The sequence below is a fragment of the Arsenicibacter rosenii genome, from assembly GCF_001870735.1.
GTDB classification, from domain to species: Bacteria; Bacteroidota; Bacteroidia; order Cytophagales; family Spirosomataceae; genus Arsenicibacter; species Arsenicibacter rosenii.
Genome location: NZ_MORL01000032.1, coordinates 1 through 13713 on the forward strand (window position 1 = coordinate 1; position 13713 = coordinate 13713).

The following is a 13713-nucleotide window of genomic DNA, read 5'->3' on the forward strand; positions in this document are numbered from 1 at the left end:
AAAACTCTATATCACGCAACTTGAATTAATCTAATAAAAAAACGGCAGAATACAGGAAAGTACATGATGGGTGAGTATTGGTTTTCGTCAATCTTTACGCTACTAAAGTAAAGCCCTTCCCGGCGGGGCTTTCTCTGGTAAAACGTATACCTGCCCTTTCTTATCAGAATCAAAATGAAAACACTGACTACCAGCATCTTATTCTCAATTACACTTATTTCCGGTGCCGTAAACGCCCAGAAAGCGCCGGCAAAAGCCAACGATTCAACAACCCCGCTGCACGCCTTACAGCCCGATTATAGTGTGCCGTATGGCAATCCGGGCATCGAAGGAGTCACTAAAGTCCTGAACCGGGTGTATACGTATCTGGACGCCGTAACGCCTACCGAAATCGTTGATAAAGCAACGGGTAAACCCATTACCGATAAAAGCAGTTTTAACCCGAATGCCGTCATTAAGCCCGGTGATTTCCGGCTCACCAGTTATGAGTGGGGTGTCACCTATGCCGGTATGCTGCTGGCGACCGAAGCCACCGGCGACCCGCGCTATGCGGCCTATACCAATAAACGGATCGATTTCCTGAACAGTGTCCGGTCTTATTTCAAGGATCAGGTAGCTGCTAACCCAACCGCCAATACATCATTGCGGCAGTTGCTGGCACCCCATGCGCTTGATGATTGCGGGGCCGTGTGTGCGGCTATGGTCAAGGCCTCCCTGGCAGGTGGCCTCAAGGTTGATCCTCGCCCGCAGATTGATACCTACATCAACTACATCCAGACCAAAGAACATCGCCTTGCCGACGGGACACTGGCCCGCAACAGGCCACAGAAAAACACCCTCTGGCTGGATGATCTTTTCATGAGTGTACCCGCCCTGGCGCAGATGGGCAAGCTGACCGGCGAAACAAAGTACTACGATGAAGCCGTGAAACAGGTGCTCCTGTTCTCAAAACGCATGTTCAACAAGGAAAAAGGGCTTTATATGCACGGATGGGTCGAAGGGATGGACACCCACCCTGAGTTCCACTGGGCACGCGCCAATGGCTGGGCCATCATGACCAAGGTTGAACTGCTGGATGTGCTGCCGGAAAACCACTCCGGCCGCCCGGCGATCCTTGCGTTACTGAAAGCACATGCCAAAGGGCTGGCCGCTCATCAGTCGGGTATGGGCTTCTGGCATCAACTCCTCGACCGGACAGATTCGTACCTCGAAACCTCGGCAACGGCAATTTACGCTTATTCCATTGCCCGTGCCATCAACCGGGGCTGGCTTGATCCGCTGGCCTATGGTCCGATGACGTTACTGGCCTGGAATGCCGTGGCGACCAAAGTCAATCAGCAGGGCCAGGTAGAAGGCACCTGCGTTGGTACGGGCATGGCCTTCGATCCGGCGTTTTATTATTACCGCCCGATTAATGTCTATGCTGCCCACGGGTACGGCCCTGTGCTGCTGGCCGGTGCCGAAGTGATCCATCTGCTGAAAAAACGGGCATTCGAAATGAACGATAGCTCGGTTCAGCTACTCGAAAAGCGATAAACAAATTATGATGCGAACAGCATGGTTGCTGGTACTGGCGGGCCCGGCCCTGGGACAGACAACACCGATGGCCTTTGATTTCGGTCCGGGTAACGTACAGAAAGGCTACACGCGACGTTTAATCCGGCACAGCCCGACCCGATTCAGTCGTGGTACTGGCCGCTCAGCCCAATGATTACCGCCATCAAACCGGACGGTAATTAACCCTGAACCCGTTATGAAAGCACATAGCCAACTTTTCTTTTTTCTGTTGCTGATTACCACCGTTGCGCAGGCACAACGGCTCATGGAAAACCTGGGCCGCGGGCTGATTGCCATCCCGCAAGCCGGCAACAGCGTCTATATCGGCTGGCGGTTGCTGGGCACAGAGCCCGATGAAATTGCGTTTAACCTATACCGGAAATCGGGGAACAGCAAACCCGTGAAGCTGAATGCAGCCCCCCTCCGGCAAAGTACCAACTTTGTCGATCAGGAAGCTGACCTCAGCAAACCAACGCAATATACGGTCAGAGCAGTCATGAACGGCAAGGAACAGGCTGACAGCAAACCGTTTATACTAGCGGCCAATGCCCCCATTCAGTCGTATCTGACCCTCCCGCTACAGACACCCGAAGGCTACGTCCCGAACGATGCGTCGGCGGCCGATCTGGACGGCGATGGCGAATATGATCTGGTAGTGCACCAGACCCGGAATGGCCGCGACAACTCGCAGAAGGGTCTCACCGGCGCGCCCATCCTCGAAGGCTATAAACTCGATGGCACCCTGCTCTGGCGCATCAATCTCGGTACCAACATCCGCGAAGGGGCCCACTACACCCAGTTTATGGTCTATGACCTCGACGGCGACGGACGCGCCGAAGTCGCCTGCAAAACCGCCGACGGCACCATCGACGGTCTGGGCAAAGTCATCGGCGATTCCAGTAAACACTGGGTCGACCGCGACGAAAACAGCCCCCGCTTCGGTAAAATCATGGACGGGCCGGAGTACTTCACCATTTTCGACGGCAAAACCGGAGCGGCCCTTGCTACAACCGATTACATCCCGTCGCGCAACCCCACCAATGGCTGGGGCGGCGTTGGCGGCATCGGCGGCAATGACAACAACGGCAACCGTGTCGACCGGTTTCTGGCCTGCGTCGCTTATCTCGATGGCAAACGCCCGAGCGTGGTCATGTGTCGCGGTTATTATGGCCGCACCGTTCTGGCCGCCTGGGACTGGCGCAACGGTAAGCTCACGTCCCGCTGGGTGTTCGATTCAAACGATATTCCGGACTATTCGGGCATGGGCAATCATAACCTGACCGTGACGGATGTTGACAGCGACGGCAAAGACGAAATCATTTATGGGTCCATGGCGGTTGACGATACGGGAAAACCGCTCTTTACCACTAAATTACGCCATGGCGATGCCCTGCACGTATCGGACCTCGACCCCTCACGGCCCGGTCTCGAAGCGTTTGGTATCCACGAAAACGAAGCGCGGATTCCGGGCTATGAAAACGGCTTCGGGGCGGCTCTGTTTGATGCACGGACGGGTGAAATCCTTTGGGGCAAAATGCCGGGGGAAGACGTTGGCCGGGGCGTGGCCGAAGACATTGACTCGACCAATGTCGGGGCCGAAGTCTGGTGGTCGGGGTCGAACGGGATTTACAATACCAAAGGTGACCGCGTCGGCGACAATCCTTCTTCGACCAACTTTCTGGTCTGGTGGGACGGTGACCTGACCCGCGAACTTCTCGACGGCAACCACATTGACAAATACCGTGCAGGCCGGTTGTTTACGGCCGAAGGCTGCTCGTCGAATAACGGCTCTAAATCAACGCCCGCCCTGAGTGCTGATCTCTTTGGCGACTGGCGGGAAGAGGTGGTGCTCCGGACGAATGACAACAAAAGCCTGCGCATTTTTTCGACGACCATCCCGACCCGCTACCGGTTTTATACGCTCATGCACGATCCGCAATACCGGCTGAGCATTGCCTGGCAGAACGTGGCCTACAACCAGCCGCCACACACCGGCTTTTTTCTGGGCCACGGGATGAAAACCCCGCCGAAGCCTTTTATCACGTTAACCCGATAGCCGCTATTGCATCAACCAACCTATTGATTATAACCTGTTCTGTATATGAAAAAGCTCTTATTATTTTGCTTTATCTGCTTTGCGTTCAGCCAGTTTCAGCAGCGCCCGACGCTTTACATCATCGGTGATTCGACGGTCCGTAACGGATCGGGCAAAGGCTCTGATGGCCTTTGGGGCTGGGGTAGCGTTATCAGTCCGTATTTCGATACAACCCGCATCCATATTGAAAACCATGCCATTGGCGGACGCAGCAGCCGCACGTTTCTGACAGAAGGCCGCTGGGATAAAATCATGGCGGCGCTTAAACCCGGCGATTTTGTGATCATGCAGTTCGGCCACAACGATGGAGGAGCCATCAACGACACCACCCGTGCCCGCGGCTCAATCAAGGGCATTGGCGACGAAACGGAAGAAATCGACAACCTGCTGACGAAGAAACACGAAATCGTACACTCCTATGGCTGGTACATGAAAAAGTACATCCGCGATACCAAAAGTAAGAGGGCCACGCCGATTGTGTGTTCGCTGGTGCCCCGCAATGTCTGGAAAGACGGTAAGGTACAGCGCGGGGTAAACAGCTACGCCACCTGGGCAGCGCAGTGTGCCGCCGCCGAAGGAACCACGTTTATTGACCTCAATGAGCATATCGCCAAAAAATACGAAGCCGGCTATGACGAAGCGAAACTGAAAGCGGAGTTCTTCCCCGGCGACCATACGCATACCAACCTGGCCGGCGCAAAATTCAACGCGGCGGCTGTCGTAGAAGGGCTGCAGCAACAACCCGCCTGCCCGCTGAATCAATACCTGAAAAAGTAATTAGTGGTTAGTGGTGGCACGACTTTGAGTCGTGCCACCACTGATTGGAATACCCCTGAGACAATAAAGTCTTCGTGCCTGTTATTGTCTTCGTACCTTCGTAGCAAAATTCCTTAACTACGACGATGAAGCAAACCCTTACCGCACTGGCCTGTGCCGGTCTGCTGACGCTTTCGCGTTTCGGGGCAATGGCGCAGCCCATTGCCCTCTGGCTGACGAACCCCAACGGCGCTGACCTGTTCAAAAAGCAACCTACTGCACTGACCTTTCAGTCTGCTTCGGCAACTGGCCCGGTCATTGAGCTCGACCCCGCCCAAACCTATCAGTCCATGGACGGCTTCGGCTATACGCTGACCGGCGGGAGTGCGATGCTGTTGCAAAAAATGGACGCCCACCAACGGGCGGCAATCCTGAAGGAACTCTTTGCGACCGATGGCAACAACATCGGCGTCAGCTTCCTGAGAATCAGCATCGGAGCTTCCGACCTCGACGACCGCACGTTTTCGTACAATGACCTGCCCGCCGGTCAAACCGACCCTGAACTGACTAAATTCAGTCTGGCCCCTGATAAACCCTGGCTTATTCCGGTGTTGAAGCAGATACTGGCCATCAACCCGGCCATCACCATTATGGGTTCGCCCTGGTCGCCGCCCGCGTGGATGAAAACCAACGGTGAAACCAAAGGCGGCAGCCTGAAACCGGAGTTTTATGCGGTATATGCGCAGTATTTCGTCAAATATATTCAGAGCATGAAGCGCGAGGGTATCCGGATTGATGCCATCACCATCCAGAATGAACCGCTGCATCCGGGCAATAACCCAAGCCTGCTGATGCTGCCCGAACAGCAGGCTGCGTTTATCAAAAACAACCTCGGACCGGCATTCAAAGCGGTGGGCATCACGACCCGTATCCTGCTCTATGACCACAACGCCGACCGCATTGATTATCCGATCTCAATCCTGAATGATCCCGAGGCGAAGCAATACGTCGACGGTTCGGCGTTTCACCTGTATGGCGGCAAGGTTGAGGCCTTGACAGAAGTACACAACGCCCATCCCGACAAACACATTTATTTCACCGAGCAATGGATTGGTGCGCCGGGCAATATGAAGGGGGATATGAACTGGCACGTCAGAAACCTGATTATCGGTGCAACCCGCAACTGGAGCCGGACTGTGCTGGAGTGGAACCTCGCCGCCGACCCGAAACAACAGCCCCATACCATCGGTGGCTGTACGGGATGTCTGGGAGCGCTGACTATCGACGGCAGTGCCATCACCCGTAATCCGGCGTATTATATCGTGGCCACTGCCAGCAAGTTTGTGCGGCCGGGTTCGGTCCGCGTTGCCTCGTCGATGCCGGATAAGCTGCCCAACGTGGCTTTCCGGACACCCAAGGGAGAACATGTACTGATTGTGTTGAACGAAGAGGCCGTTACTCAATCGTTTTCGGTCCGGTTCAAGGGCAAAACCCTGACCGCCTCACTGCCCGCCAACTCGGCAGGAACGTTTGTGTGGTAGCTTTCAGACCATGAAGACGGGAGGTGGCACGACTCTAAGTCGTGCCACCACGGCTAAACCTCTAAATCTGCACCGTCACGACCTTAATATCTTCCAGATAGAAGCCCGTGTGGAGGCGTTGGTGATCCTTGTAGTTGAACACCTGTCCGTCTTCGCGGACATGATCCAGCAGTGATAAATCCAGCGACTGTACGAGCCAGCCGGGCTGCTGCGGCGACATAGTTTTGACAATACCTTCTTCGGGCAGTTTTTTGTCGGGAGCCGCGTAAATAGCGGCAAATCCGTAGTTCAGATCGACAGCCGGCGACCAGGGGGCTTCTCCGATGGTCTGGGCAACAATCGTATACGCCTGATTTTCGAGCGCCCGGGCCCGGGCACCAACGTGTACGCGGGTGGCTCCACGGATCGTCTCCGTACAGCTTGGCGCCAGAATCAGCGAGGCACCGGCACCACCCAGCCAATGCGAGCCCAATGCAAATTCGACGTCATAGCAAATCTGAATGCCAAAACTACCCCAGTCGGCTTCAAACAGGGTCAACTGCTTATCGGCGGTTTCAATGCCCCATTCTTCATCTTCGAAACGGGTCATAAAAAACTTATCCTGATACCCTACCCTTCCTTTGGGCGAAAACACATATACGCGGTTTACCCGCCTGCCATTCTCAATGACCGGCAGACTGGGAGCAACAATGACCACCTGATGCATCAGGGCCAGCCCGGCAAATACCTCACAAAACGCCTCCTTCAAAGAATCCATTTCCTGAACCTGCTGCCGGATATCGTTCCTGACAGCGTCCGGAAAGATACTGACCAGCTCCATCGAGCCGTATTCCGGAAATAACAGAAGCTCAGCCTGTTGCGAAGCCGCTTCGTAGACCCACTGGCTAACGTGCGACTGCCAGGCCTCAAACGACGCATGGCTTGTGATGGGATATTGGGCCGCAGCCACGGTTACATTCATGGTTAATAAGGAGGGGTTTACTGGGTTAACGGCCGCATCCAATAGATCATTGGCTTTGGCGTCGAGACTGTTTCGCCGATATCGGGCCAGTCAAATTTACTTTGCAGGGCCGGTACTTTCCGGTAGCCGCGTTTGAGCCAGAAGGCGTCATTCGGGCGGTAGTCAGCGGGTTTTGCCGGATGGTGATCACCACGGTCAACCGCGCAGAAACAGGTTGCCTCATACATACCAAAATGACGGGCATGGGCTTCCCGCTCGTCAAAAAAACGATGTCCCAGGCCAAGGCCCCGGTATGTTTTCAGCAGCATACTTTCGCCGAAATAAAAAATACGGTCCACCGCCATGCCAGCGTTTTCAAACGGTTTCCGGACCTCTGCGGTTTCGTTAATCAGCGGGATGCAGGTTGTGGCGCCAACCATGACCGGTCCGTCATAAACCGCAAACAGAAAGGCCCGCTCTGCCCGGGCATAAGTCTGAAGATACGCTTTTTCGTAGTCCTTCGAGCCTTCGTAGAGGTACGGGAAATCACGAAAGACCGTGATCCGCAACGACGCCAGCGCCTCAAAGACCTCCCCGATGCCAGCCCCCTGTTTCCTGACAAACGACAGACTTCCCATAGTCGTCACCACTATTCCGATACCAGCTTAATCCACAGCGGCAGGTTGTAATAGGTTGTTACCCGCGAGATTTTACCGTCAGTAACCGCCAGAAATGCAGCGGCCGGCAGCACATAGGTCTGCCCGTGAGCAGGTGGCAGCCCTTCTTCCCCCTGTTTATATATGCCGTTTACGACAAATTCAGCGGCAACCCGCGAGTCGGCAGGCTCTGTAAAAAAAACCATATCTGTCAGGGTTTCGTCATAGGCGGTATCCATCATCCGGAGAAAATCAGTAAATTTTTCGATACCAATACGCACATCCCCCTGATTGGCCTCATGCCGGATCTCAGGATGAAGCAAGGCTAACATACCTTGCCAGTCTTTCTGGTTGAAACATGCGTAATACTGTTGTACGATTTCTAGAGCGGTCATGTAATTGTAAAGGTTAACGCTGTTGCTGCGCCAAAAATAATACAGATTGTATGGTGCAATACCTGTGACATACAACTTTACCAGAAAGCGTATTGGTTCCCCCGAAGCCTCCCCCCTGCAAATAGTTATATTCCGGATCCTTTTTTTATGTCTTTATGATACCTAACCACTCAATAATAAACAATATTTATTATTTTGTTTACTCTTATATTCAACAACTAATACTATATATAAACAAAAATTCAAAATATTATTCCGTCATTATTTTTTAAAACAAAATCTGCTATGTTTAGGCCGTTAACCACCTATCTTCTGTATTATGTTAAAAAATGCATTTACTATTCTAACACTTCTGATTGCATCCTTAACCATTTCTTTTGCCCAGAACCGGTCTCTTTCCGGTACGGTTAAAGATGAAAAAGCAGCGCCGCTTGCCGGTGTCAGTGTTCAGATAAAGGGAGTAAACCGGGGCACCGTTACCGACAATGAAGGGAAGTACCGGATTGATGTTTCCGACAATGCAACCCTTGTCTTTAGCTTTATCGGGTTTAAACCGCAGGAGATCGGCGTAAAAGCCGGTCAATCCGCCATTGATGTTACCCTGGCCGAAAATGCGGAACTACTCAGCGAAGTGGTGATTGCGGTTGGTAGCCGCAACTCGAAGCGCACCATTACCGACTCCCCGATCCCGGTCGATATTCTGTCGGCTACAGACCTGCGCAGCACCGGACAGCCGACGTTCGATAAGGCATTGCAATACCGTGTGCCATCGTTTAACACCGTCAACACGCCCGTCAACGATGCGACCTCCCTGCTCGACCCCTACGAAATCCGGAACATGGGCCCAAGCCGTACGCTGATCCTGATTAACGGCAAACGGAAAAATACCAGTGCGCTGATGTATATTCAGACCTCGCCCGGCCGTGGCGAAAGCGGTGCCGACATTTCGGCGATTCCGCAACAGGCCATCAAACGGGTTGAAATCCTGCGCGATGGTGCCTCGGCACAGTACGGCTCTGACGCCATAGCCGGGGTTATGAACATCATCCTGAAAGATAAATACGATTACGGTTCGGCAACCCTTTCGGCCGGCATCACCGCCAAGGGCGACGGCCAGTTGTTTGGCATTGCCGTCAACAACGGAGCGAACTTCGGCAAAGGTTACCTGAATTACACCATCGACTTCAGTCGCTCCGCCCTCGCTAACCGCCCAGGTAAGGTCAGTGCTGAGGCCGAAGCTGACCCGGATATGGGTTTTGGCGCCCCGCTGGCACAGGTAAAGGCGTTTCTGGCGCAGAAACCGGATGCCGGCAATATCAACGGACAGCCGGAAACAACATCGGCTAAGTTTCTGATTAACGGCGGAAATCCACTGAGTGATAATACGGAATTCTACTACACAGCGGCGTATGTTTACAAGAAAGTAAACAGCTTTGCAAATTACCGGACGCCGTATTGGCGCACAACCGACGATGGCCTGCTGACGCCTGCCGGACAGCCTTACATGGGCTACGTGCCGACGTTCCAGGGTGACCTGAACGACTACCACGCCACCGTCGGCCTCCGCAGCGAAACCAATGGCTGGAAAACTGACCTCAGTTTTACGACCGGTGGTAACAAGCAGCTGTATACAGTGTCGAACACCCGCAACCGTAGCCTGGGCAAAAACTCCCCGATCTATTTCAAACCGGGTGGCTATTCATTCTCACACAATGTCGGTAACATCGATATTTCGAAGGCTGTAACCGACAAGCTCAACGTGGCTTTCGGCAGCGAGTTCAGGGCCGAAACGTTTACGGTCTATGTAGGCGATACGGCTTCGTATGTCGGTACAGGCGCCGACTCATTTCCGGGCATTACCCCGAACAACGCCGGTACCAACACCCGGTTCAACTTCGGGGGATACGTCGATCTGGGTTATGATGTTACCAAAGATTTCCTGATCAACGGTACATTCCGGGCCGAGCGCTACAGCGATTTCGGAAATGCAACTGTTTTCAAAATCAGCTCACGCTACAAGCTCCTCGACGATAAACTTACCCTGCGGGCCTCGTATTCGACCGGATTCCGGGCACCGCTGCTGCACCAGATTTATCAGCAGCTGGCACAGGCCAGTTTTGTGCCGGGCCAGGGGATTCAGACCAAAGGGATTATTAATAACGTAAGCCCGCAGGCTTTTGCGTTGGGCGTACCCAAACTGACCCCGGAAAAATCAGCTAACTTTACCTTTGGTCTGGGTCTGAACCCGAACCGTAACCTGAGCATTACACTTGATTACTACAACATCAAAGTAAAAGACCGGATTGTACTGGGTTCAGAAATTGCCGGTACAGCTGCCGGCAATACGGCTCTGGATAAAATCCTGACGACCAACGGCATTGTGGCCGTCAGCTTCTTCTCTAACGCCCTGAATACTACCACATCGGGTCTGGATTTTGTGATTTCGCAGCGGAATCTGTTACTGGGCGGAAATAAGCTCGGAATCAACCTGGCGGGTAACTACACGTTCGAAAACAAGTATACGTCCGTGAAAAATACAAAGCTGATTGCCGATGCGGGTAAATCGGTATTCGACCGGACGCAAAATGCCCTGCTGTTTACCTCCCGGCCAAAATATAAGATGATCCTTGGCTTTGATTATCAGATCAAAAAGATCATCTTCAACCTGAACAACACCCTGTTTGGCCCGACCCGTTTCCACCAGAGCGGTCTGAACGAAAACACGGATACCGAGTTTGTTCCCCGCGTCGTAACTGATCTGAGCGTTTCGATCCCGTTCTCGTCGAAAGCTACGCTGACGCTGAACGCCTCAAACCTGTTCAACGTCATGCCAAAGTGGAATTTTATCGACCTGAAAACCGGCACCAAAACGCACTACAACGCCAACGACAACGTACCGAGCCAGAAATACTTCAGCCAGTATAACATGATCACGTTCAACGGACGGTATTCAAACGTAACCTACGACGGTTCACATTTCAGCCAGCTGGGTACCATTTTCAATGCCCAGTTTAACCTGAAGTTCTAATACAAAAAAACGTATAGAGCCGCAGCGTCCTGCGGCTCTACACGTTTGCAATAATTACATGCGTATCAAAGGCATACGACGATTTAACAATCGTTTCGACCACAGAAAAGCCTGCCTCTTTCAGCAATAGTTTTACTTCAAAAGGCAGGAATGCCCGCAAGGTTGCCAGATCACGACCGATTTCAGCAAATGACCCGTCTCCCCTTTGCCGGGCAAAATAGGCCGAATGCCAGTTCCAGGTTAAGCCGGTTGCCAGATTGGGCACATACCGGCTCTCACGCCGATAGTCCGCTGTTCCGAATGAAGCGTCATGTACCAGTACCTGGTCGGGTTGTAAACGGTCAAAAAACGACGTGGCTTCGATAAAATCGAAGATCAATATCCCCTCCGGATTGAGCGCACCGGCAATGTGCCGGAAGGCCGACAGCACCTGCGCATTCGTCAAGACATACGAAATACTGCGGGCCGTAATCAGCACGGCGTCGAACGGTTCGGCAACGGTAAAATCTGTCATATCGGCTTCCATGAACCGCACATCCGGCGCATGTTGCCTGGCCAGGGCCAGCATATCGGCGCTGATGTCCATACCTGTATAAGCCACATGCGGACTCAGCCGGCTCGCCAGATGCCCGCTGCCGCAACCAATTTCGAGCACAGACCGGCAATGATGCTGCTGCAGCAATCCGTTGTAAAAAATAAACTCTTCATCATAATCAATGAAGGTCCGGTACATGGCATCGTAAACGGCTGCCAATGTTGTATATAGCGTTGTCCGGTGGTTTTCCATGGCACCGGCAAATTACAACAATTACCACGGCATCCGCTTATTGTCCTGCCAGAATCCGCCGGTTTCTGCTAACGGCGCATCCGTTGCCATCCAGACGATAGCTTCCGCTCCTTTTTCGACCGGGCGCGGTGCAGAAGCACCTCCCATGTCGGTACGCGTCCAGCCGGGACTTACGGAGTTCACCGCGATGTTATGCTCTTTCAGCGACGACGCCAGCTGACGGGTGACGGCATTCAGTGCAGCTTTCGAAATACTGTAGGCCGGTGCGTAGGTTTCCATGTTTTCCAGCGAGGCCACCCCGCTCGATACGTTGATTATGCGGCCCCCGTCCGGGCTTTTCTGCAAAAAAGGCAGAAAGTCCTGCGTTACCAGAATAGGGCCGATGGTGTTGGTCTTAAGCGTCCGTTCCAGCATTTCGGTATTCAGGCACAGGATATTCTCCCCATGGTCTTCCAGAATACCGGCGTTATTGATCAGCACATCAAGGTGATCTGCTTTCTGGGAAAACGTGCCGACCGCCTGCCGGATGCTCACCGGATCGGTTACGTCGATAGGCAGGCAGATGGCTTCATAGCCTTCCGAACATAACTCCTCGCAGGCCGACCGCCCTTTCGAAAAATCACGCGAACCAATAAAAACGGCGAATCCGCGTTTACAGAGTTGTCGGGCTACTTCGTGGCCGATACCACGATTGGCTCCCGTGATCAATGCTATTTTTGAATGTTGGGTTTTCATAACGTTTTTCATTAATATGGCTCCTGACAGGTCGAGGCTTACTCACTAGCATAAAGCCTTTTTCGCAACCAGATGTTTATAACTCCCTACCGAATACTCAAAACCGGTCGCCTTTCACTCGGTCGCCCATTCACCTTAGTCTAATTACTCGTAACATTGTTACCATTCAACTCCCGTATTTTTATGAAAAAGATTTGTCTTTCAGCGGTTATGATATGTTTGTCCGGTTCGCTTGTAGTTGCCCAGACGACGCCGGCCAAAAAAACAACGACAACCACTACGAAACCAACGTCGGCCACCAGCACCAAACCAGCCGGTAGTGTTACCAAACCAGCCAGCACCGCGCCCGCAGCAGCACCGGCCACCACCACGACCTCCGGTGAGCCGTCTGAAAACCGCCTGCAGAAGATGTATGACGAGTACCACGGTGTTAATCAGTCAAAACCAGGTTCAACCGCCACGACACCAGCCAAAACCGGAACAACCGGCAAACCGGCCGGCCGGCCAGCTGCCACGACACCAGCCCCGGCGCCGGCGCCAACCGCAGTTGCCATGTCTGATGACGAGGCAGGGTTCCATATTGGCTTCCGCGCGGGTGCGTCCTACCTGCTTCCGCTCGAAAGTGTTGACGGTGCTAAACTCGGCAGCGAAGTAGGCTATGTAGGCGGCCTGGTTCTGAATTTCGGCCGTGGCATTTTCTCGTTCCAGCCAGAAATCAACTACAGCCAGCAGAAAATTAAAGCCACTGCCACCGGTACAAACCTCGATTTGTCTGTCACAGGCATTGAAAACCGGATCGAAGTGCCGCTCTTGCTGAAATTTTCATTCGGTGATCCGGCGGCTACGCGCTTTTTTGTGAATGTTGGTCCATATGGTGCCTATGCGCTGAGCGGGCGTACTAAAGGATCCATTCTTGGCGTACCTTACGATGAAAAAGTAACGTTTAACGGCTCAGAAGGCCGGATATCCTACGGTGCCGCCGGTGGTCTCGGGGTAGCCCTGCCACTGGGTCCGGGCCATTTAACGGTAGAAGCCCGTGCGCTCTACCACATCGGCGATAACAGTCCGAAAGCCACAACGCCAACCTCACCGACCGAAGATCCGTCAACGATTAAACGGGCCTTGTTACAAGGTACCATCGGGTATATAATTCCAATCGGCGGCCGGTAACGTATCGGCGATTAACTCGTAGAGACGCAATATCTTGCGTCTCTTTTTTATAC

The 13713-nt window shown here is 53.2% G+C and carries 12 protein-coding genes; 7 read left to right on the forward strand and 5 right to left on the reverse strand.

Annotated features, from left to right (window positions below; genetic code table 11):
• Nucleotides 1–174: 174 nt before the first annotated feature.
• The 5 genes from BLX24_RS27470 (at nucleotide 175) to BLX24_RS27485 (ending at nucleotide 5949) form a co-directional block, all read left to right on the forward strand.
• Complete coding sequence (locus tag BLX24_RS27470) at nucleotides 175–1536, forward strand: glycoside hydrolase family 88/105 protein (protein ID WP_071506442.1); 1362 nt, start codon at nucleotides 175–177, stop codon at nucleotides 1534–1536.
• A gap of 7 nt (nucleotides 1537–1543) precedes the next feature.
• Complete coding sequence (locus BLX24_RS32865) at nucleotides 1544–1711, forward strand: hypothetical protein (protein ID WP_177225935.1); 168 nt, start codon at nucleotides 1544–1546, stop codon at nucleotides 1709–1711.
• A 42-nt stretch (nucleotides 1712–1753) separates the two neighbouring features.
• Complete coding sequence (locus BLX24_RS27475; RefSeq protein WP_071506443.1) at nucleotides 1754–3613, forward strand: rhamnogalacturonan lyase; 1860 nt, start codon at nucleotides 1754–1756, stop codon at nucleotides 3611–3613.
• A gap of 45 nt (nucleotides 3614–3658) precedes the next feature.
• Nucleotides 3659–4429: a rhamnogalacturonan acetylesterase gene (locus tag BLX24_RS27480; protein ID WP_071506444.1), complete on the forward strand. Its 771-nt coding sequence runs from the start codon at nucleotides 3659–3661 to the stop codon at nucleotides 4427–4429.
• A 125-nt stretch (nucleotides 4430–4554) separates the two neighbouring features.
• Nucleotides 4555–5949 (forward strand): glycoside hydrolase family 30 protein, encoded by a 1395-nt coding sequence (locus BLX24_RS27485; protein ID WP_071506445.1) that lies wholly within the window; start codon nucleotides 4555–4557, stop codon nucleotides 5947–5949.
• A 61-nt stretch (nucleotides 5950–6010) separates the two neighbouring features.
• Here BLX24_RS27485 and BLX24_RS27490 read toward each other — a convergent pair whose 3' ends face one another.
• From BLX24_RS27490 to BLX24_RS27500, 3 genes are read right to left on the reverse strand one after another with little or no spacing between them, the layout of a single operon-like run.
• Nucleotides 6011–6910: a carbon-nitrogen hydrolase family protein gene (locus tag BLX24_RS27490; RefSeq protein ID WP_071506446.1), complete on the reverse strand. Its 900-nt coding sequence runs from the start codon at nucleotides 6908–6910 to the stop codon at nucleotides 6011–6013.
• A 17-nt stretch (nucleotides 6911–6927) separates the two neighbouring features.
• Nucleotides 6928–7527, reverse strand: coding sequence for a GNAT family N-acetyltransferase (locus BLX24_RS27495; RefSeq protein WP_071506447.1), 600 nt, complete (start codon nucleotides 7525–7527; stop codon nucleotides 6928–6930).
• Nucleotides 7528–7538: 11 nt separating this feature from the next.
• Nucleotides 7539–7940 (reverse strand): nuclear transport factor 2 family protein, encoded by a 402-nt coding sequence (locus BLX24_RS27500; RefSeq protein WP_071506448.1) that lies wholly within the window; start codon nucleotides 7938–7940, stop codon nucleotides 7539–7541.
• A gap of 319 nt (nucleotides 7941–8259) precedes the next feature.
• Between BLX24_RS27500 and BLX24_RS27505 the strand changes: the two genes are divergently transcribed.
• Nucleotides 8260–10968: a TonB-dependent receptor gene (locus BLX24_RS27505; protein WP_071506449.1), complete on the forward strand. Its 2709-nt coding sequence runs from the start codon at nucleotides 8260–8262 to the stop codon at nucleotides 10966–10968.
• A 37-nt stretch (nucleotides 10969–11005) separates the two neighbouring features.
• Here the strand turns inward: BLX24_RS27505 and BLX24_RS27510 are convergent, their stop codons facing one another.
• Nucleotides 11006–11755, reverse strand: a complete 750-nt coding sequence (locus tag BLX24_RS27510) for a class I SAM-dependent methyltransferase (RefSeq protein WP_071506450.1) — start codon at nucleotides 11753–11755, stop codon at nucleotides 11006–11008.
• A 21-nt stretch (nucleotides 11756–11776) separates the two neighbouring features.
• The gene (locus tag BLX24_RS27515) at nucleotides 11777–12490 is read right to left on the reverse strand and encodes an SDR family oxidoreductase (RefSeq protein ID WP_071506451.1); all 714 of its coding nucleotides are present in this window, start codon (nucleotides 12488–12490) and stop codon (nucleotides 11777–11779) included.
• 183 nt (nucleotides 12491–12673) lie between these two features.
• On the opposite strand from BLX24_RS27515, the gene BLX24_RS27520 reads away from it, so the two are divergent.
• Nucleotides 12674–13660 (forward strand): porin family protein, encoded by a 987-nt coding sequence (locus BLX24_RS27520; RefSeq protein WP_083422213.1) that lies wholly within the window; start codon nucleotides 12674–12676, stop codon nucleotides 13658–13660.
• Nucleotides 13661–13713: the final 53 nt, after the last annotated feature.

Coding starts and splice junctions, on each gene's coding strand:
- BLX24_RS27470 (WP_071506442.1), top strand. CDS start 175: ATGAAAACACTGACTACCAGCATCTTATTCTCAATTACACTTATTTCC.
- BLX24_RS32865 (WP_177225935.1), top strand. CDS start 1,544: ATGATGCGAACAGCATGGTTGCTGGTACTGGCGGGCCCGGCCCTGGGA.
- BLX24_RS27475 (WP_071506443.1), top strand. CDS start 1,754: ATGAAAGCACATAGCCAACTTTTCTTTTTTCTGTTGCTGATTACCACC.
- BLX24_RS27480 (WP_071506444.1), top strand. CDS start 3,659: ATGAAAAAGCTCTTATTATTTTGCTTTATCTGCTTTGCGTTCAGCCAG.
- BLX24_RS27485 (WP_071506445.1), top strand. CDS start 4,555: ATGAAGCAAACCCTTACCGCACTGGCCTGTGCCGGTCTGCTGACGCTT.
- BLX24_RS27490 (WP_071506446.1), bottom strand. CDS start 6,910: ATGAATGTAACCGTGGCTGCGGCCCAATATCCCATCACAAGCCATGCG.
- BLX24_RS27495 (WP_071506447.1), bottom strand. CDS start 7,527: ATGGGAAGTCTGTCGTTTGTCAGGAAACAGGGGGCTGGCATCGGGGAG.
- BLX24_RS27500 (WP_071506448.1), bottom strand. CDS start 7,940: ATGACCGCTCTAGAAATCGTACAACAGTATTACGCATGTTTCAACCAG.
- BLX24_RS27505 (WP_071506449.1), top strand. CDS start 8,260: ATGTTAAAAAATGCATTTACTATTCTAACACTTCTGATTGCATCCTTA.
- BLX24_RS27510 (WP_071506450.1), bottom strand. CDS start 11,755: ATGGAAAACCACCGGACAACGCTATATACAACATTGGCAGCCGTTTAC.
- BLX24_RS27515 (WP_071506451.1), bottom strand. CDS start 12,490: ATGAAAACCCAACATTCAAAAATAGCATTGATCACGGGAGCCAATCGT.
- BLX24_RS27520 (WP_083422213.1), top strand. CDS start 12,674: ATGAAAAAGATTTGTCTTTCAGCGGTTATGATATGTTTGTCCGGTTCG.